General features: G+C 32.1%; 15 protein-coding genes. 6 read left to right on the top strand and 9 right to left on the bottom strand.

The window, feature by feature from the left end; genetic code table 11:
• Positions 1–8 precede the first annotated feature (8 nt).
• The 3 genes from D6200_RS06650 to D6200_RS06640 all read left to right on the top strand — a co-directional run bounded on the left by D6200_RS06650 (position 9) and on the right by D6200_RS06640 (position 4,972).
• Positions 9–1,592, top strand: a complete 1,584-nt coding sequence (locus tag D6200_RS06650; protein ID WP_073184909.1) for a RagB/SusD family nutrient uptake outer membrane protein — start codon at positions 9–11, stop codon at positions 1,590–1,592.
• 79 nt (positions 1,593–1,671) lie between these two features.
• Entirely contained in the window at positions 1,672–3,474 is a 1,803-nt protein-coding gene (locus tag D6200_RS06645) for an alkaline phosphatase (RefSeq protein ID WP_083574851.1), read from the top strand.
• Positions 3,467–4,972, top strand: coding sequence for a calcineurin-like phosphoesterase C-terminal domain-containing protein (locus D6200_RS06640; RefSeq protein WP_073184908.1), 1,506 nt, complete (start codon positions 3,467–3,469; stop codon positions 4,970–4,972). Before D6200_RS06645 ends, D6200_RS06640 begins: the two co-directional genes overlap by 8 nt.
• Positions 4,973–6,598: 1,626 nt before the next feature.
• Here the strand turns inward: D6200_RS06640 and D6200_RS06635 are convergent.
• From D6200_RS06635 to D6200_RS06595, 9 genes are read right to left on the bottom strand one after another with little or no spacing between them, the layout of a single operon-like run.
• Entirely contained in the window at positions 6,599–7,441 is an 843-nt protein-coding gene (locus D6200_RS06635) for a GIY-YIG nuclease family protein (RefSeq protein WP_073184907.1), read from the bottom strand.
• Complete coding sequence (locus D6200_RS06630; RefSeq protein ID WP_073184906.1) at positions 7,438–7,935, bottom strand: hypothetical protein; 498 nt, start codon at positions 7,933–7,935, stop codon at positions 7,438–7,440. Before D6200_RS06630 ends, D6200_RS06635 begins: the two co-directional genes overlap by 4 nt.
• A gap of 7 nt (positions 7,936–7,942) precedes the next feature.
• On the bottom strand, positions 7,943–8,968 hold the full coding sequence (locus D6200_RS06625; protein WP_073184905.1) for a PD-(D/E)XK nuclease family protein: 1,026 nt from the start codon (positions 8,966–8,968) through the stop codon (positions 7,943–7,945).
• A gap of 16 nt (positions 8,969–8,984) precedes the next feature.
• Positions 8,985–9,386, bottom strand: a complete 402-nt coding sequence (locus tag D6200_RS06620; protein WP_073184903.1) for a DUF6979 family protein — start codon at positions 9,384–9,386, stop codon at positions 8,985–8,987.
• Positions 9,387–9,411: 25 nt separating this feature from the next.
• On the bottom strand, positions 9,412–12,522 hold the full coding sequence (locus tag D6200_RS06615) for a type I restriction endonuclease subunit R (protein ID WP_073184901.1): 3,111 nt from the start codon (positions 12,520–12,522) through the stop codon (positions 9,412–9,414).
• A 17-nt stretch (positions 12,523–12,539) separates the two neighbouring features.
• A complete protein-coding gene (locus tag D6200_RS06610; RefSeq protein WP_073184898.1) occupies positions 12,540–13,730 on the bottom strand; it encodes an AAA family ATPase in 1,191 nt (396 codons plus the stop codon).
• Positions 13,731–13,751: 21 nt separating this feature from the next.
• Complete coding sequence (locus D6200_RS06605) at positions 13,752–14,954, bottom strand: restriction endonuclease subunit S (protein ID WP_073184896.1); 1,203 nt, start codon at positions 14,952–14,954, stop codon at positions 13,752–13,754.
• Positions 14,951–15,934 carry a RhuM family protein gene (gene rhuM, locus D6200_RS06600; protein WP_073184894.1) on the bottom strand — a complete coding sequence of 328 codons (984 nt, stop codon included), beginning with the start codon at positions 15,932–15,934 and terminating at the stop codon, positions 14,951–14,953. Before rhuM ends, D6200_RS06605 begins: the two co-directional genes overlap by 4 nt.
• A complete protein-coding gene (locus D6200_RS06595; protein ID WP_073184892.1) occupies positions 15,931–17,478 on the bottom strand; it encodes a type I restriction-modification system subunit M in 1,548 nt (515 codons plus the stop codon). The genes rhuM and D6200_RS06595 overlap by 4 nt, the downstream gene beginning before the upstream one ends.
• 586 nt (positions 17,479–18,064) lie before the next feature.
• Between D6200_RS06595 and D6200_RS06590 the strand changes: the two genes are divergently transcribed.
• From D6200_RS06590 to D6200_RS06580, 3 genes are all read left to right on the top strand, one after another.
• On the top strand, positions 18,065–18,754 hold the full coding sequence (locus tag D6200_RS06590; protein WP_073184890.1) for an SMI1/KNR4 family protein: 690 nt from the start codon (positions 18,065–18,067) through the stop codon (positions 18,752–18,754).
• A gap of 1,765 nt (positions 18,755–20,519) precedes the next feature.
• Positions 20,520–20,936, top strand: a complete 417-nt coding sequence (locus D6200_RS06585) for a hypothetical protein (RefSeq protein WP_047790780.1) — start codon at positions 20,520–20,522, stop codon at positions 20,934–20,936.
• A gap of 171 nt (positions 20,937–21,107) precedes the next feature.
• Positions 21,108–21,641, top strand: a complete 534-nt coding sequence (locus D6200_RS06580) for a hypothetical protein (RefSeq protein ID WP_125064385.1) — start codon at positions 21,108–21,110, stop codon at positions 21,639–21,641.
• Positions 21,642–21,691: the final 50 nt, after the last annotated feature.

The following is a 21,691-nucleotide window of genomic DNA, read 5'->3' as shown; positions in this document are numbered from 1 at the left end:
ATAAGAAGATGAAAAATACATATATAAAACTAATTGCATACATCGTAAGTATTCAAGTAGGATTTGTTTCCTGTTCAGATGACTTTACAAATCTAGATCCATTAGGAAGTACTTCATATGAAAACTTTTGGAAAACAGAACAAGATGCTTTGGAAGCAGTAAACAGTTTATATTATTATATGAAAGATGATGATATGTTTGGAAGAGGATTCTTTTGGTACATTAATGCATCAGATGATATGGTAACAGGGCGACTAAATGCTACAGCAGATAATGTGAAAAATTTTAATATAACTGGAGATGAAGGATATACCTCTTGGATGTATCCTCAAAGTTATAAGATAATAAGGAGAGCGAACGATATTATTTTAAATGTTCCGCAAATGAATATTAGTCAGTCAACTAAAAATCGTTTGTTAGGCGAAGCTTACTTTATGAGGGGGTTTCATTATTTCTGGTTAGCACATACCTATGGAGATAATGATAAAAATGGAGGTATCCCTATTGTTACCGAAGATAATATGAACAATGAAGCAGGAAGTTATAAACGACCACAAAGCGTCATAGAAAATTATGAATTTATTGTTAAAGACTTAAAAAGAGCAGCAGATTTATTACCTCTTTTTACTGAAATGGGAGAAGGTGATTACGGACGCGCACATAAAGATGCAGCCTTAGCATATATTGCAAAAACCTATTTGTATTGGGCACAATACGACAGTTCTAAATATGCTAATGTGGTAACTTATTGTGATGCAGTAACAAATTCAGGGTCAGGTAGAGCACTTATTGATACAGATAATCCAAAAAAAGATTTCAGGTTGTTACACAGTCATCTTAATAACTGGACGAGTGAATATATTTGGTCTGCTAATTCAGGTGTTGAAGGCGGAAGTATTTTACCAGGTGTAATGTTAGAAAATAAAGGCTGGGGGCAATATAACGGTTGGGGATATTATACACCAACAGAAAGCTTGTATAACGAATTTGAACCTAACGATGCAAGAAGAGAAGTAACCATCTTAAAATTTGGAGACGAGTTTGAATTTTTTGGAGAAACAAAAAGATACCAATCAGAAAACTCACTATCAGGGTTTCAGTTCAACAAATACATGTATGAGTATACATTTGAAAATCCAGTAGGAACGTATATAAATTCCAACGGTAACTCACCAACAACACTATATAATACTCCAATACTGCGTTATGCAGAAATATTGTTAATGAAGTCGGAAGCATTAATACAACAAGGAGGAAACGGAGATGCTGATTTAAACAGCGTAAGAGAAAGAGCAGGATTAGCTCCAGTTACCAATGCTACATTAGAAGATATAAAGCACGAAAGACGAGTTGAGTTTGCTGGTGAGTTTGCTAACAGACATTACGATTTAGTACGTTGGGGAGATGCTGCTGAAGTATATAGTAAACCTTTATATGGTAGAATTCATACAGATAGATCAAACCCAGATTCAGACTACACTGTTGAACAAGTGTGGCAAGCAAGAAATTTTGACCCTAGTTATATGCATGTATGGCCAATTCCTAATGAAGCAATTATCTCTTCAGGAATCAAGCAAAACATAGGATGGTAATTTTAGTCATTTTTTTAGTTTAATTTAAGTTTAACAAAAAGATGTCGTTGAGGCGGCATCTTTTTTATAAATGCATAAAATGAAATTTATTCAAAAGATATTTTTATACCTAATATTAGGGGTAGGAGCTATACAAGCACAAACCTCAAACTATACTTATAAAGTACATTCTCACAACGATTATAAACAATCTGTTCCTTTTTGGAAAGCCTATGCAGCGGGAGTTCATTCTTTAGAAATAGATGTAATATTCAAAGATAATACCCTATTTGTAGCACACGAAACAGCTGAGATTATCAGCAAACACACTATAGAGTCGCTTTATTTAGATCCTTTAAGAACTGCTTTAAAGAATGATCTTCAACTTACACACAAAATACAGTTGTTAATAGATGTAAAGTCAGAACCTTACAGTACGTTAAATCATTTAGTAAAAATATTAAAGAAGTATCCTGATTTAACTAAAAATGAAAATATACAGTTTGTTATTTCAGGTGGAAAACCACAGGTCAAAGATTATGTAGACTATCCGGATTATATACAATTCGACCATCAAAAATTAACTAAGATTTTAAACCAAGAAGCTTGGAATAAGGTTGGGTTAATTAGTGTTGATTATAAAAACTATTCTGTATGGAACGGAAAAGGAAGAATGGTTGCAGATGATCTTAAAAGAGTAAAAAAAGTAATTGAAACAGCACACAATTTAAACAAGCCTTTTCGTTTTTGGGGAGCACCAGATTCAGAGTCAGCTTGGAAAGTTTTTACAGATTTAAAAGTTGATTTTATAAATACCGATCAACCTTTTGAAGCTACTAAATACCTAAAAAGCTTATCAAAAAGAGTGAGCTTCAATAAAGAAAAATCAGAAGTTTACAAACCTACATTCGCCTACGATCAAAAAAACAAAAAAGTAGAAAATATCATCTTATTAATTGGTGATGGAAATGGAGTATCTCAAATTTCAGCAGCAGCTTTAGCAAATGGTGGAAATTTAACATTAACTCAATTAAGAAGTGTTGGGTTTTTAAAAACACAATCTTCAGACGATTTTACAACAGATTCTGCTGCAGGAGGTACTGCTATAGCAACTGGAGTTAAAACATACAATAGAGCAATTGGTGTAGGACCAGATGGCAAACCAGTAAAAAACATCAGTGAGTTATTAGTAGAACACAATTATAATATTGGCTTAATTACTACTGATGAAATTACAGGAGCAACTCCATCGGCTTTTTACGCACATCAAAAAGATAGATCACATATGCAACAAATAGCAAGAGATCTTGAAAAAAGTGAGATTTCATTGTTTATAGGTGGTGGAGCAAAACACTTCTTAAATAAACAAACGATGCCCTTCAGTATTAAAAATACTATTGAAGAAATTGCTAATGATGAAGAAAAAGTAGGAGTTTTTACAGCAGAAGGAGGTATGCCAGGAATCAAGCAAGGAAGAGGTAATTTTTTAGCAAAAGCAACTCAACGTAGTTTGTCTTTTTTAAAGTCGAAAAAAGAATCATTTTTATTAATGGTAGAAGGAGCTCAAATAGATAGTTATGGACATTTTAACGATACCCATGGAATTATAGCAGAAGGAATTGATTTTGACAAGGCGGTAACTGAAGCGATAAAATTTGCAGATGCTAATAAAAATACCTTAGTAATTGTTACAGCAGATCATGAAACTTCAGGGTTTTCTATTCCACAAGGAAATGTAGAAAACCATATGATTGAAGGAGACTTTACTACTCACGATCATACAGGAGCAATGGTGCCTTTGTTTGCATACGGTCCACAATCAGATAAATTACAAGGAGTTTATGAAAATAGCGATCTTTTAGGGAAGGTTCTAGAAATCTTAAAGGTAAAAACTAATGAGTAGATCAAGATTTCTTTTCGGTTTATTAGTACTTATAGTACAAGTAGCTTTAGGGCAATTGCCTAAAATTTCAGGAAGAGTTTATCATGATAAGAATAAAAATGGAATTTATGACAAAGGAGATAAAGTCCTTAAAGGTATACTTGTAAGCAATGGAAAAGATGTTGTAGCAACAAATACTAAAGGGATTTATAAAATAAAGACTTTAGAGAATAATCCACTATTTATTATCAAACCAAAGGGGTACGTTTCACCACGTACCCCACAAAATAATTTGAAGTTTTACTATCTATTTCAAGAGTTAACCAATAAAAAATCATTTGATTTTCCGTTATATATTAATAAGGAAAAAGACAAGGTGAAAATAGCGTTGTTAGGAGATCCTCAATCAGATGTAATTGATGATATTCATCATGTTAATAAGTTAGTAACAGAAGAATTAGTAAAAAACAAACCAGACTTAATAATTCCATTAGGAGATCTTTCGTTTGATAATCTTAACATATTTAAACCTCTATCAGAATCATTAGGGTTGATTGGAGTACCTGTGTTTTATGTAATAGGGAATCACGATTTAAACTTTGGAGAACAAGAACTTTCTAATAGAGACAAAACTTACGAAGCTTCGTTTGGACCTTCGTACTATGCTTTTGAATACGGAAACAACCTGTTTTTGGTGCTCAACAACAATTTCCCAATAAATAATCGTGAGTATATAGGTAAGTTTGATGAAGATCAATTAACATTTGTGTCTCACATTACTAAGAAGTTTGCAACCAAGTATAACTCGATAAAAGTTTTTACGCATATCCCTTTGGAGTATACAAGTAATAAGGAAGAATTCATATCATTAATGAATCCTTTTGACAAAGTATTGATTGCTGCGGGGCATACACATACACAATACCATAGCTACTTTCAAAGAAATCAGAAACCAGCAGTTCATCAGTTAGTAGGAGGAGCGGTTTGTGGTGCTTGGTGGCAAGGAGCGCACGATATTCATGGAGTTCCATTTGCGATGATGTATGATGGTACCCCAAAAGGATATTGGTTCTTAGAAACAGAAGATAAGGATTATCACCTTAGTTATAAGGTTTCTGGAGCACCTATAGAAAAGCAAATGCATATTTGGGTTCCAGAGAACAAAGAATGGGATACAGAAATGAACATTTTAAATGAACCTTATGTATATGCGAATGTGTTTGCAGGAGGAGAATCTACAAAAGTTGAGCTTTCTTTTGATGGTACAACATGGCAATCTATGGAGTATTATCAAGGAGTAGCACCAGAGTTAAAAAGATTTTATTTACTTCAAGAATTAGAAAGGTATAAAGGACAAAAACTATCTAAAATGCCCAAACCAACTACAAAAAGTAAACACCTATGGAGGCTTAAAATATCTGAAAACCTTTCAAAAGGAATGCATTTAATAAGAGTTAGAGTGAAAGACGACTTATTAAAATTACAAGCAGAAGACGTAAGAGTTTTTTACAAGCAATAACAAAAGGAGGGGAGTTTCTTGATAACGGTCATTTCGAAGGAGGTTACGACTGAGAAATCTTTTTCTTGGTTTTAGTCAACTCGAAGATAGCTTACGAAGTAAGTTAAGAGGTCTTAAAGTTATGAGTAACCCTTAATTTATGAGATTAGGTCACTTTCCGCTTTAATTGTGCTCAGTGTTTGTTCGTAATAACGTTTTAAATGTCAGTTCGAGTGATTTTGTGCAACGTAGTGGAACAAAATAGTATCGAGAACCTTGTTACTACCAAATACTTCTCGATACAAAATTCCTTTTTATTATGTTTTATGAATTTCACTCGAAGTGACAGTTAGATGTAATTTTTGGCTTGCTTCCTGAGGACGTTTTATTATCGTCATTGCGAGGAGGTATGACGAAGCAATCTTTTTCTCGTTTCTCGTCATTTCGAGCGATAGCGAGAAATCTTAATATTATGAGTAGCCCTGATTCATGAGATTACGTCACTTTCCGCTTTAATTGTGCTCAGTGTTTGTTCGTAATAACGTTTTAAATGTCAGTTCGAGTGATTTTGTGTAACCAAGTGAAACAAAATAGTATCGAGAACCTTGTTACTACCAAATACTTCTCAATACAAAATTCCCTTCACTATGTTTCAAGAATTTCACTCGAAGTGACAGTTTGTTGTTAATTTTTAGCTTGTTTTCTAAGGACATTTTATAACCGTCATTGTGAGGAGTGAAGGACGAAGCAATCTTTTTCTCGGGTACCGTCACCTCGAATGGATGTGAGAGGTCTTAATGTTATGAGTTACTCTGATTCATGAGATTACGTCACTTTCCGCTTTAATTGTGCTCAGTGTTTGTTCGTAATAACGTTTTAATTGTCAGTTCGAGTGATTTTGTGTAACCAAGTGAAACAAAATAGTATCGAGAACCTTGTTACTACCAAATACTTCTCGATACAAAATTCACTTCACTGTGTTTCATGAATTTCACTCGAAATGACAGTTATTTTGTTTTTGAGATTGCATCACTCTACTGCGTTTCGTTCGTAATGACGTTTTATTATTGTCACTGCAAAGTAAAGAAGACTTATGAGTAAAAACCGACCTATTTTTGTTTCGTTTTGTATCAAGACAAAATGAAAGTATGTGTTTGTGAGTAACTCCTATTCATGGGGTTTAATCACACTTCGCTACTGCTCGGTTCGAAATGACCGTTTTGTTTATAGTAGCATTATTCTTTTTCCATTGATGAAAAAGAACCAAAAAATCTAGTCTTTCGAAACCTTCACTCGAAAATTATCATCCTCGAAACTAAATGAAAAGAACTCGCTATCGCTCAAACAGCTTTTCATTTATAACGTTTCTTGCGGTGTAATTTTCGGCTTGCTTCCTGAGGACGGTTTTTTTATCGTCATTGCGAGGAGGAAGGACGAAGCAATCTTTTTCTCGATAGCGGTCATTTCGAAGGAGTATGCGACTGAGAAATCTTAAGATTACAAGTAACTCCCATACATGAGATTTAGCTCTACTGAACTTAATGTTAAAAATATCTTCTCGTTTTTGTACACCAAAAAAAGAACCAAATAAAAAAGTGTACAGAGACTGTACACTAAAAAGTTTTTCATTTTAAAAAGTGTACAAGATTATTTTCTTTTTAATTCATCTAAGGTTTTACCAGTTTTGTCTTTCCATTCTGTCCAACCATTAGCGGCTCTAGCTAAAACGATTGCAGCAGCGGCACTAGGAGAATTAAAAACATAATCTGATTGAAAAATATATAATCCGTTTTCTTCTTTTAAAATAGAGTCTTCTATGAGTTGTTTTCTAATTCTAGATACCCAAGAACCAATAGATTTGGTTTCTTTTAAGTTACTTTTAGAGCCTTTGTAAACAAGAAAACCATCATCGGTTAGTTCTCCAATAGCAGAAGCATCTTTACCTTTACAGTAGAATAATTCTTTCTGGGTTGTAGCTTTTCGTTTTTCTTCAAAAATAGGATAGCCTAAAGTTGCAAGTAAAATTTTAGCAGTCTCAAAATTATCTAATAAGTCATGTTCTCTACTTTCTGAAATAGATAGTTTATTAGAGCCAGTACCATTGTATAGTTTATACCTTCCTACTTCTTCTGCTTTTTTTATACAGTAATGTTCTAAGAATTTACTATCAGCTTTATTATAGTCATTTGTTTTCGAAACAACAATAACACAATGCGTCCAAAAGTCTTTCTCACGGTTATGCGATTGTATTCGGGTAAAACAATCTTCTCCTTCACCAATATAAACAATAGGTTTTGTACCATCTTCTGAAGGACCAAATAAAAAATATACTCCTGTATAACGAACCATTTCTCGTTGACTTACTTCTTGTATTTTATTTCTAGGGAATAAAATAGCTTTTACTAGTCTACTGGTAATTTCTGCTTCACGAATACTGGTTGGTGAGCCATCTGGTAAAAATATTTGTATGGTTTGTGGGCGATTTGTCATCTATTTGTTAGGGTTTTGTAAATACTATCTACAATTTGTAAAACTTTATTTTTATCAACATGGTTATTGAAATGAATTTCGTTTTGATGCATAGGCCAATTTCCTGTTTCAAAACGTATTTTATAGACTAATTCCGCTTCTACTGCCTGAAAAAAAAGCTTTTGATTTTTTTTGTTATCAAAATTAAGGCCCATATTTTCAAAGGTAAATACTAAAAGTTCAACCATGTCATATTTATCTTTCCATTTGTAGCCATGGTACCCTTTTACACCTTTTGGACGCATACCTTGCCCCAGTCTTAGACCTAATGATTGATTTGCATAACCTACGTATATAATTTCATTTTCTGTTTTGATTACGTATATTTTAGGAACTCCTTTTTGAGTAATAGGCTTTTTAAAGTTTACTTTTTTTCCTTTCTTTTCCTTATAATGAATATAGGAAAGATTGCTTTCTTGTTTTAAGAATAATGTATATCTATAGTTAGAAACCATTATTAATTTAATTTTTTATATAATCATGCCATTGTAAATTAGAAGTATTTTTAATCCATTGTTTCAACTTATTAAAACTATTATAATACCATTCTTGTATTAATTTATCTCCATCAGTATTATTTAAATAATTAGCTAAATTTTCTTCAAGTCTTAAAGCTACTCCATATTCAAAAAAACTTTTTATAAAAACACCTTCTACAATTTCATTTACGATATTTGGGTATTGCTCATGTTTTTTGTCAACATAAATTTGTGTAACCATTTTTAACTCATCAAATTCTATGGCATATAAAACTTCTGAATATTGATTTGTTTTTGAAACTAATACATTCTCTTGATAAAAACATATCCTATTTTGAGATTTAATCTGATTCCAATTTGTATTTTTATTAATATTACTAGCAGCGCCAAAAAACTTTGAAAAATTTGACTTACTATTATCTATATGAAATTCAATTATTTCTATAGTTTTTCTTAAATGTTCTATAGTTAAAAGTTGCTCACTTTTTATGGTGTTATCTTGGCTCATATTGTTATTGTATAAAAAATCTAAATAAGTTTTTATAAGTAGGTTTTCTTCATACCTGCTTAAAAAATGGGCTAGTTCGTACCATCTGTATTGTGAAAAATCAACATAATCCTGATTAATTGTTTTGGGGTCAGCATATTTTGTACAATATCTTAAGTATTTCTTTTTTTTTAAATGGTTTTCTTGTAATGCAATTGTATATCTTTTTAACTGATTTTTTCCTTCTAGAGATTCTACTTTATTCTCTACAAAACAAACATGATTTTTACTTAAAAAAACTAAATCAATAATACAATTAGAGGCTTTTGTAGAGATATGTTGGTAATATTGTGTTGAAACCTTATAATTATCCTTAGGAAGCTTTAAAAAGTTAATACAAAAATCATTAGCAATGTTAGGGTAAAGTATAAAAATATTAGCTAAACTTTCTGTGGTAAAGTCTTCAAGAGGTGTTTTTTTACCCGTATTATTCCTATATAATTTAAATAAATTATCAAACATTATATCTCTGAAACTTTTAAAAGGTATTTTTTTTGATTAAATTATTTTGCCAAAGTGCTAATACTACATCCATTTGAGAATTATGTTTTTTTTCACCTAAAGCTAATTTTTCTCTTACTTTATCCCATAGTTCTTTTTGGGTAAAACTTGGGATTTCATTAAGTATTTCAACAGCTGTTATTGCATATTTTTTGTTAAGATTTTCTCTTTTACTTTTAAGATACACACCGTCTTTTATCCCCTTTATTAAACCAACTTCACACAACCCTAAAAAAGCATTTCTAGGACAACCTTTTTGTTTTGAACTTTCAGATGTAAAATATGTAGATACAGCTTGTTCCCAAGAGTCAACAGGGTTTTCTCCTATTTCTGCAGCTTGTTTTGCTGCTGAACCATATTTATTATAATCCTTTTCCATATTAAATTCAAGTTACTTAAAGAGATCATAATCGATCTCCAACATCTTTAAACTTCTCTACAAAGGCAGAAATTTTTTGAAAAACATTTTGTTTTTTAGTTAAATATTGAGGATTTAAAGGACTCATTTTTGGTAAAATTGAATTTAACTCTGTACCGTTATCACTCGCATATTTTCGTTTTAAAGAGGTTAAAATATAACGTTTTGCAGCTTCCTCATTTAAATTTTCATCTGTAATTAATTCTGATGCTTCTGCTTTCTGTTTTCCTTGTGCATAGGCAAAAAACGCATCTATGATATTTGCTTTTTCTTTTATTTCATCTAAATCGGTTTCATTAATAAAATCTACAATTAAACCCTCTTTAGCTCTATTACCTATACTTGCACGAATTACACGTCTTATTTCTTCTACTAAATCTGCCTTATTCTTGGTTTTCTTATTACTATCAAAAATTAATTCTAAAATATAGTCTAAGTTTATTTCTTGAGATTTTAATAGATCTACTTCAAAAACCACATCATCCCAATCAATATCTGACTCTTCTGCTTCATTTCCTTGTTTCTCTCTTCTTAGCCAATCACGAATGTCATTATAGGTAGAGCGGTAATCTTGTATTGTTCTTTCTGCAGGTACTTCAATAGCTTGCATACTTACAATATCTTCATCTGTTAAGAAGTTTTCTTCTTTAAATGCTTCTATAGCCTCTTCATCTGAATAGTCAATACTTTGCAGTTCTTTAAGATGATTAAACTCATCATAATTTTGCAATATATTTTCTACGCGTAAATATTCACCAAAGAGTTTTGAAAATTCTTTTTTATCCTTTTCTGTTTCTATTTCATTAGGATTTGGGAATTTTTCTTTTAATTCTGCTACCACTTCAATATAACCTCTTCGTGCGTTACCTGTTGCTATATCCGTAAAACCTTCTAAATATTCTTTATAGCTTTTTTCTAATACTACATTTTTAGTACTGCTATCTCCAAAAAGTGTAATGGCATCTATTGTTGCTTGTTCTAAATCTCTAAACGTAACAATATTACCAAAGGTTTTAGTAGCATCGTAAATACGGTTGGTGCGTGAAAAGGCTTGCATTAATCCGTGATAACGTAAATTTTTATCTACAAACAAGGTATTTAAAGTAGGTGCATCAAAACCTGTTAAGAACATCCCCACTACAATTAATAAATCAACCTCTTTATTTTTTACACGTTTGGCAAGGTCACGGTAATAATCTTGAAAGCCTTTACTATCAATACTATAATTCATTTTAAATGCGGCATTATAATCATTAATAGCTTTAGTTAAAAACTCTTTAGCACTTACATCCATAGCTGTAGGCTCAAAGGTTTCGTCTTGTATTTCACCAATTGCCCCTTGTGCTTCATTTGCAGCAAAAGAAAAAATAGTTGCTATTCTTAAAGGTTTATCGCTGTCTTTTTGAAGCTTGTTTAATTCTTCATAATAACATTTTGCTGCATCTACACTACTTACTGCAAACATGGCATTAAAACCGCTATTACTGCCTTTTGTACGGTGTGTTTTTTGTCTGTAATGTTTTAAAATATATTCTGAAATTTCTTTGATTCGAACAGGATGTAATAAGGCTTTTTTGTTTTCTGCTGCGGATAGTTTTTTTAAATCCTGTTCCGACTCAATCCCTTTAAATTTAGGACGAACGTCATTATAATCTACTTTAAATTTTAATACTTTTTCATCTCTAATAGCATCTGTTATTACATAAGAATGTAATTCTGTACCAAATACGCTTTGTGTAGTTTCTGAACCTAAAGCATTTTCAGGAAAAATAGGTGTTCCTGTAAAACCAAATTGATAGTATTTTTTAAACTTCTTTTTTAGGTTTTTTTGCGCTTCTCCAAATTGAGAGCGATGTGCTTCATCAAAAATAAAGACCACTTGCTTTTGATAAATATCTAAATCATTTTCACCTTTCATTAAGTTATTTAACTTTTGAATGGTGGTTACAATAATTCTATTATCGGTTTTATCTATATTTCTTTTTAAACCTGCTGTACTGTCTGAACCGTTTACACTATCTGGCGAAAAGCGTTGGTATTCTTTCATGGTTTGAAAATCCAAATCTTTACGGTCTACTACAAAAAATACTTTATCAACAAACTTTAATTTTGTCGCTGCTAAACGTGCTGCTTTAAAACTGGTTAATGTTTTACCAGAACCTGTAGTATGCCATATAAAACCACCACTTTCTGTAGTTGCCCAATTTTTAGCATTAAACGAACTTTGTATTTTCCATAAGATACGTTCTGTTGCTGCAATTTGATAGGGACGCATTACTAGTAACGTATTATTACTATCAAAAACCGAATAGGTTAACAAGACATTTAAGAGTGTTTGTTTTTGAAAAAATGTTACTGTAAAATCTTTCAAATCTTTGATGGACTTGTTTTTTACATCTGCCCAATTCATGGTAAAATCCCAACTATTTTTATTGCGCTTTACAGTATTGGCAAAATAACGTGTTCTTGTACCGTTAGAAATTACAAAAATTTGCAAGTACTTAAACAAAGAGTTTTCTGTATTAAAACTCTCTTTTGTATAACGATGCACTTGATTAAACGCTTCACGAATAGCAACACCTCGCTTTTTTAGTTCTACTTGTACTAGAGGCAAACCGTTTACTAAAATTGTAACATCATAGCGGTTGGCATGTGTGCCTTTCTGCTCGAACTGTGAAATAACTTGAACCTTATTACGTGAAATATTGTTTTTATCTACTAAATAGATGTTTTGGATATGCCCGTCATCAAATACAAAATCGTAAATGTAGTTATCGTGTAGCTTTCTTGTTTTATCAACTAGGTTATCGCTTGGTTTGTCTAAATACTCTTCTACAAAACGTGCCCATTCTTTATCTGTAAATTGCATATCGTTAAGATTTTGCAATTGTACACGCACATTTGCCAACATAGCTGTTGGTGTGGTTAGATGTTTTACATACTCATAGCCTTGGTTTATTAAATCTTGTACCAATTCTTTTTCTAAATCTGCTTCTGTTTGATAACCTGAAGGAGTTTCATTTACTTCTGAAAACTTTTTGTAGTTATCTAAAACAATGAAATTGTTTGATTCTGCTATGGTTTTATATTGACTCATTGGACTACAACTATTGTTTAAGCTTGTTCTATTTCTATCTCTTCTTGTAAATATTTGGAATTATCTAGCAAATATTTAAATAAATAATTAACCATTTCTTTTTCTGGTGGTGTTGGCTCTCTTACTTCTTCACTTGATAGCGTACTATGGCTATAAAAAGTCATAATACGACTAGCATATCCTTCTCTATTATCTTTTGGTAATAATTCAGACCATTTACTATAACCAAGAAAGTTGGCTGTTTTTTCATACAAATTACGCAACAACACAAAATGAAATTTAGAAACTTCATTATTATCAATTGCATTTTTTATTACGTCTCTTAAATACAGATGATATGAAAAACTTTTGTTAGAATCACCATGTTTAGGGTCTAAATTAAACGTACCATCTTCATTTTTACTCAACATAAAAGCTCCCTTTTTTCTAGCTAAACCAAGCTCATTATAAAGCACATTATAAAAAAGTGGATTGTGTGTAGAAATTATAAATTTGATATCATTTGATTTTCTAATCAATTCAGCTAAATTGACAGCAAGCTCTATTAAGTGATTTTCATCTAAAGAACTTATTGGGTCATCAATAAATATATATTCTACATCATCAAATTGATTGGTTGCTCTATCTTCAGGTTCTGGAATATTTAAAAGCTCAACTACTTGTTCAATTAAACTATAATAAACACACCAAATAAAATTACTTTCTTCACCTTTTGATATTTTAATATTATTCTGGCTTTGGTCATCACCACTAGCTACAGAAAATGTTACTTCAGAATATGCTTTTACAACAATATTTTTACCATTTTCATCTTGTTTGGTATACTCCTCATTAAATAGCGGTGTTATAGAATCTGTAGTAAAGTGTTGAAAGTTTTTTACGATATTATCATCTAATCCTTGGTCTTTTAAAAAGCCTAGTGCTAAATCTGTAAAATTGTTAGGACGAATTAACAACTTACGGTTAGTGTCTGCATCTAAATCATTATCCCAATAAAATAAATCTTCTGTAAATGCATTGTAATACATTACTTTAATACCTGATACTTGCTCCTCTTCCTGTTCTTGGTTAGAAACTTTTGGATCTACCAACAATCTGAATTTACGTGATAGGCGTGTTTTACCCGTACCGTTAAAAGCGTAGATTAACTGTACCTTTTTTTGACTGTCTTCTAGTTTTTGTGCTATTTCTGTTAATGATTGCCCCATATTCTTTTTCTAGCTATTTTTTTATTCTGGAAACGTTAGCAATTTGTTTCTATAATACTCGTATTGTTTTTTACGTAATTCTATTTCTTTTGGTAAACCTTCACTAATTGACGTAGTTAATACATCAAATTTATCAAGGATGTTTACAATTCGCTCTTGTTCTTCTGGCGATGGAATAGGAATTAATGCTTTACCTAAACCCTTTGAGTTTATTGCTGATATTTTACCTGTACGGATATGCTTCTTTATTTGGTCATGAAACTGTCTTGTTCTGGTAAAATAAGCGACATATTTAGGATTTAGATTGCTTTTGTAATAAAAACAAGCATCGTGAATAACAGCTCCTTCTTCACCTAACCAAGCTGTTCCTTGACCTATATCTTCAATGGTTTCACCAGCTGCTACAATTACAACATCTCCTTTTAATGCTCGTCTTAAATTTTTTCTTTCTACCAGTTCTTTACTAACAAATGACTTTGTTTTGTTTGCCCATGTACCATAATGTGTATACATTTCACCATAGTGTATACATGGAACGCCATCTGAAATCATATCGGTTTTGACAAAACGTTTACCTCGAATAAACTCGCCTACATTTTCATCATCCATAGGTAAATGTTTAACTTCTTTTTTATCAAAAGTTAGTAATTGTTCACGGTAAAACTCGTACTGTTTTTTACGTACAGTAAGTTCTGTAGTAAGTTCTGTAGTAAGTTCTGTAGTAAGTTCTGTAAAGGTATCTAAAATACGAACTATTCCTTTTTGGATTTCGAGTGATTTCTCTGGGGTATCAGGACATGGTATTGGGATTGGGATAGTTGTCATCTTACCTTTGGTCAATTTGGCTCTCCCTCCACCTGATAAAAATGGTATGAAATTGACCGTTGTTAAATAATGAAACAAAAAGCGACTATCAAGGCTATTAACACCTCGAATTACGTGTACATGATTATTTGCCCAAAATTTATCGTTCGCCCATTGAATAGAATAATTTTCTAAACTTGCAGAACCATCTTCTGCAATTAAAATATATGTACCTTCATGCGTATAACCTTCAACAAAATCCTGAATATTATTAGCACCATAATAAGGTATTTTTCCAGGAATACGTAAAGAGGATTTAACTGGTTTCCTACCAAAATTTGCTATCTCAACAAAGTCATTATCACCCAAAGTTTTCCATTCAACATCAACCCCTTCCAATAATTTATCTAACTGGCTCATTTTTTACGGCTTTGTTTTTTCGCTGTTTGTTCTAGTTCAGCTAGGGTTTTTAAATAATCTTTTTCTACGGTACTCAGGGTTTTGGCTTTGTATTTTTTATACTCTTGCGTGGCTTTTTCTTTGGCTCTAGTACTAGATATTTTGCCTACGTTTTCTAATACTTTTCGCCCTGTAGAGGCTAATATATTGTCTAACTCGGTAACATAATCCGCCATACGCATTTCGCGTTCTTCTATGGCATTTAGTTCTGCCAAATCAAAATAGGCGGCTACAAGGTTGTTTAGTACTTTTAGCTCTTTTTCTTGTAAAAAGTTTTTGGCTATCATGGCTTCGGCTTGTGTGGGTTGGTCGCCTTTAAAATTGGTTAAGCCTGCAAACGGTTTGTTGCTATCTACTCTTAAAAAAATAACTTCGCTTGCCGTATTGCCATGCGCTGCATAGTGCAATTTATTTTGTACAATTTTAAAAAACGCTAAACTTTCTTGGCTTTTAGGGTCGTAATCGGTAGCTGTAGCATACAAGTCTAACACTTGGCGGTACATGACTTTTTCGCTAGAGCGGATATCACGTATGCGGTTTAATAACTCTTTCCAATAGTTGCCACCCCCAAGATTCTTAAGACGCTCATCGTCCATGGTAAAGCCTTTTACAATATATTCTTTAAGGCGTTGTGTTGCCCATTGGCGAAATCGCGTACCTTGTACAGATTTTACTCTGTATCCTACTGAAATAATTACATCTAGGTTATAGTGATTAGTGGGTTTGGTAGAAAAATCGGAAATTCCGATTTTTCTCATTGTATCTGTTTCGAGCAGTTCTGCTTCTTTGTAAACATTAAGGATATGCTCATTAATTGTTGAGCGGCTTTTATTGAATAGTTCAGCCATTTGGTCTATTGTTAACCAAACCGTTTCCTCTTCAAGTTTAACATTAATTTTAGTTAAACCATCTTCTGTTGTGTATAAAATTAGTTCGCTCATGCTTCAATTTCGTTTACAATGTTATCAATATCGGCACGTAGTTTGTCTATTTTTTTAACAGTAGCTGCTACTTCTTTATTTAACTCTGTAATATCTATTTTTTCGCGTGTATCTTTAGCTTCTACATAAGAACTAACAGAAAGGTTGTAATCGTTATTGGCAATTATGCTATTGTCTACAGATTTTGCTACGTGTTTTACATCTTCTTTGCTATCAAATAATTGCATCACCTTTTCAATGTGGTCGTCATACAACACATTGTTATTGGTTTCTTTTTTAAAGAAGTCTTCACCACTAGCATCAATGAACTGTGTTTTAGTATCGGTTTTATGTTTAGATAATACCAAAAGCGTAACGGCTATACTCGTACCATAAAATAAATTAGGTGCTAAATTGATGATGGTTTCTACATAGTTGTTATCTACTAAATACTTTCTAATTTTTTGTTCTGCACCACCACGGTAAAAAATACCAGGGAAACATACCAATGCTGCTCTACCTTTACTTGATAAATAGCTTAATGAATGTAGTACAAACGCAAAATCTGCTTTTGATTTTGGTGCTAATACTCCTGCAGGTGCAAAACGATCATCATTAATAAGCGTTGGATCATCACTACCTTTCCATTTAATAGAATATGGTGGATTAGATACGATGGCATCAAAGGGTTTGTCATCTCCTAATTGTGGATTCATTAAGGTGTTACCCAACACAATATGAAACTTATCGTAATTTATATTGTGCAAAAACATGTTCATACGTGCCAAGTTATAGGTAGTATGGTTTATTTCTTGCCCAAAGAAACCTTCTTCTATAATATGATTATCGAAATGTTTTTTAGCTTGTAAGAGCAATGAACCAGAACCCGCAGCAGGATCATAAATTTTATTGATTTTATCTTGTTTGTGCATTGCCAATTGTGCAATGAGTTGCGATACGTTTGTTGGTGTAAAAAACTCACCACCAGACTTACCTGCATTGGCTGCATATTTATGTATTAAAAACTCATAGGCATCCCCAAACAAATCGATTTTATTGTCTTGAAAATTACCTAAATTTAATCCTGCAACACCTTTTAAAACATCAGCTAATCGGCTATTTTTATCGCCTACCGTATTTCCTAATCGGTTGCTTGTAGTATCAAAATCTGCAAATAAGCCTTTTATATCCTCTTCTGACGGATAACCATTTGCAGAACTTTCTATTGCTGTAAATATTTTAGCTAAATCGGTATTTAAGTCATCATTGTCATCTGCATTTTTAACCACATTTACAAACAACTGGCTTGGATAAATAAAATAGCCTTTGGTTTTTATAGCATCCTCTTTTATTTCGGGTGTAATTACTGTATCTGGTAAAGCTGCATAATTGATACTATCGTCACCTGCTTCAATATAATCGGTGAAATTTTCACTTATAAAGCGATAGAATAAAGTCCCTAAAACGAAGTGTTTAAAATCCCATCCATCAACAGAGCCACGCACATCGTTGGCTATTTTCCATATTTGATTTTGTAATTGTGTTCTTTGGTCTATGCTTGTCATTTTTTGATTTTATGGTATTGATTTCCAGTTGAATGGAGTTTTATTTAAATCTATATACAATTTTTTTGAAATAGTTGTTAAAAATATAAATCTTTAAGCTAATTAAAGGTATATAAGAATATAAAATTTGTGTCCTTCATGAAGTTTACTAACCTTTTAGGTTTATATAAAATATAGTGTTGTTATATAAGCAAGTTATGTAGTTTATTTTAAACTTGTTGTTTAATTTATTCAGGGTTTTATTATAACATCGATATTACTTGAATCTTGTTATAATCCGTTGGCTTTTTTTAATTAATAGCCCCTAAAGTAACAAAACCCGCACAATTACCCTACGGAAAACCATAAGAAAGCACAAAAAAGAGGTGAGTGTGTTAAAAATAAAATGTAGTGTGATTGTAAACGTTTAAAAAATATACTTACCGTAATAGAAAAATGTTTGTTTTTAGAATTTTGTTAGTTTTAAAAAAGTCTTTATCGTTTTAAAAAAAGTAAAAACAAAGTAGAGGTTTTTGTGTGTGGTTTTTAAGTATATGTAAAATATAGAATTTCGGTAGATTGCAGCTTACATAAAAACATACATACTATGAAAAATAAGATAGAAGAATTGTTAGCGGTAATTTCAATAAAATTTTCAGAAATAAGAGAAACATTACCACCAGGAGCTAGTGATACAGCAATAGCGCGTATAGAAAAAGAAACGAACTTACCTATACCGCAATCGCTAAAAGACTTATTAAAAATAACCAATGGAGACGAGAAGTGGGGTGAAAGTCCACACGGATTTTTTAGCTATTTTTTATATAGTTGTAATCGTATTATTGATACCTATAACTTTTTTAAAGAACGCGAAAACCAAGCTTATCCCGATAGTGTTTATCAAAAAGATTTGGTGAAAAACATTTTGTGCAGTGCTAAAAGGATACCCTTTGCTACCGATGGCTCTGGCCAATACTTGTGTATTGATTATGACCCGGCAGAAAAAGGGACTTACGGACAAATTATTTACTTACCATGTGGGGAATCAGAACCTGTTTCGGTAATTGCAGATAGTTTTGATGATTTTGTAGATTTTCTTATTGATCAATACAAAAATGATCGATTTTATATTGATGATGAAAGAACCGAATGGGATGAGGAAGAATGGACAGAATGGAAGGAAGACCAACAAAGTGATTATAGCAAAGTAGAAATTATTTTTGGACACACTCGTAGAAATGATTGGACGGATATTGCTGATAAATACAATAAAAAGAAAGGAATAGTAAGTAATTAATTAGTTGTTACCGTCATTGCAAGGAGGAAGGACGAAGCAATCTTTTTCTCGTTTCCCGTCATTTCGACCAGCGGGAGAAATCTTAATGTTATGAGTAGCTCCTAATTCATGAGATTACATCACTTTCCACTTCGATCATAGTTTATCTTGAGCGATAGTCGAAAGACTCAGTGTCTGTTCGTAATGACGTTTTATTATTGTCATTGTAAAGTAAAGAAGGTTTATGAGTAAAAACCGACATATTTTTATTTTGCTAGAATTCAAGGTTATGGAGTATAAGAGAATCCAAAGAGTTTACGGTCTGGATTCGAATACGGAATACAACGTAGAATTCAAAAAAGGAAAAATAAGTCTTGATTTTTTGTTTCGTTTTGTATCAAGACAAAATGAAAGTATGTGTTTGTGAGTAACTCCTATTCATGGGGTTTAATCACACTTCGCTACTGCTCGGTTCGAAATGACCGTTTTGTTTATAGTAGCATTATTCTTTTTCCATTGATGAAAAAGAACCAAAAAATCTAGTCTTTCGAAACCTTCACTCGAAAATTATCATTCTCGAAACTAAATGAAAAGAACTCGCTATCGCTCAAACAGCTTTTCATTTTTGACGTTTCTTGTGGTGTAATTTTCGGTTTGTTTTCTAAGGACATTTTATAACCGTCATTGTGAGGAGTGAAGGACGAAGCAATCTTTTTCTCGTTTCCCGTCATTTCGACCAGCGGGAGAAATCTTAATGTTATGAGTAGCTCCTAATTCATGAGATTACGTCACTTTCCACTTCGATCATAGTTTATCTTGAGCGATAGTCGAAAGACTCAGTGTCCGTTCGTAATGATGTTTTATTATTGTCATTACAAAGTAAAGAAGGCTTATGAGTAAAAACCGACCTATTTTTATTTTGCTAGAATTCAAGGTTATGGAGTATAAGAGAATCCAAATAGTTTACGGTCTGGATTCGAATACGGAATACAACGTAGAATTCAAAAAAAGAAAAAGAAGTCTTGATTTTTTGTTTCGTTTTGTATCAAGACAAAATGAAAGTATGTATTTTTGAGTAACTCCTATTCATGGGGTTTAATCACACTTCGTTACTGCTCGGTTCGAAATGACCGTTTTGTTTATTTTAGTATTATTCTTTTTTCATTGATGAAAAAGAACCAAAAAATCTAGTTTTTCGAAACCTTCACTCGAAAATTATCATCCTCGAAACTAAATGAAAAGAACTCGCTGTCGCTCAAACAACTTTTCATTTATAACGTTTCTTGCGGTGTAATTTTCGGCTTGCTTCCTGAGGACGGTTTTGTTATCGTCATTGCGAGGAGGTATGACGAAGCAATATTTTCTCGTTTCCCGTCATTTCTAGCGATAGCGAGAAATCTCAAAGTTACGAGTAACTCCCATTCATAAGATTACGTCACTTCACTGCGTTTGGTTCGTAATGACGTTTGAAATGTCAGTTCGAGTGATTTTGTGTAACGTAGTGGAACAAAATAGTATCGAGAACCTTGTTGTTACCAAATACTTCTCGATACAAAATTCTCTTGACTTTGTTTCGTGAATTTCACTCGAAGTGACAGTTGAGGTAATTTGAAAAAATCTCTACTGTGTATTGTTTATAATGACGTTGCAGTGTTAAAAAACAGTGGTTTTTGTTAAAAAGCTCATAACGAAACGTTAACACTACAATAAGTCTAAAAAATCAACGATTTACTATTCAAAAGAAATTCTCCTTAAAAAAATTGTAACCTTTTAAATTATATATATTATGGAATTGAATTTAGCATTATTAACTACAAAAGCAGAGTGTGATACCGCTATTGAAATCACCACAGCAGAGAAAACCTTATTAGAAAGAAGACTTCGAAATTTAGGGGAATCGTTAGAAGACAAGGCAGAAAGAACCACCACCGTTAAAGAGGGAATTGTGAGTGTAAAAGCTATTATTGCTGGTTTTGAATCGGCATTAGGTGTTATTACCGACGAAAAAGAAAAGCGTAGCTTAGAACTAAAAATTGAGCGTGAAGAAACGAAGTTAAAATCGTTAGAAAATCGAAATGCTAATTACAGTTCAGTAAATGTGTTAGAAGATCAAATAGATCATCAACAACTAGAGGCGCAAGTAACGGTATTAACAGCAGCGATTACAGAAATTGAAAATCACAAAACAACGTTGGCTGCCTAAGCTTCTTTAAGTCCAATCATAGTATTGGACTTTTTTGGGTGTTTTTTGTACACCAAAAAAATTATGATTTTGAAAAGTGTACAACTGGTGTACACTAAAATAATTGCGAACTAAAAAAGTGTACAAGAGGTGTACACCAAAAAAGATGTTACTTTAAAAAGTGTACAAGCTATGTTAGAGAAAATAAGACTCTTTTTTTATTGTTCTATTAGTGCAGTGGCTAATTATTTAGAAGTATCAACCGATACAGTAAAGTCACTATCGTTAAAACGGAGAAATTATAACTTACAACAGTTAGATAGATTGATTCCGCTATATAAAGCACTGGAATTAAAAACATCTGTTACTGAATTAACACATACTACTGCCTTTATAGAGGAAGAACAACAAAAAGCCATATCTGAATTAGAGCGATTACAGAAAAAAGTGGCTAAAAGTTTACGAAATAGACAAGAAGATTTAGAGAGATTACAAAAGAAAAGAGCAATTGGGTTGAGAGGATTGCATGCGTGTACAGCGTTATTACATCAAAATAATCTAACAGTAAAAGATACAAAATGGATTACTCAACGAAAAAGGAATCTAGAGTTGGTGCTACGGGAAAACAATTACATAAAAGTGGTTAAATTGCAAAGTGAGGTTACTGGATTGCAAATTACTTTAGATAAGGTACTACAGGAAATAGAAAGATTAAAAAGTAAGTAATTGTGTTTTCTAAGATGGTCTATTCCTGTCACCTCGAATATATGTGAGAG

The sequence above is a fragment of the Tenacibaculum mesophilum genome (assembly GCF_003867075.1).
Taxonomy (GTDB): Bacteria; Bacteroidota; Bacteroidia; order Flavobacteriales; family Flavobacteriaceae; genus Polaribacter; species Polaribacter mesophilus.
Note: the sequence above shows the minus strand (reverse complement) of the source record. Positions and strands in the feature narration are given on the sequence as shown.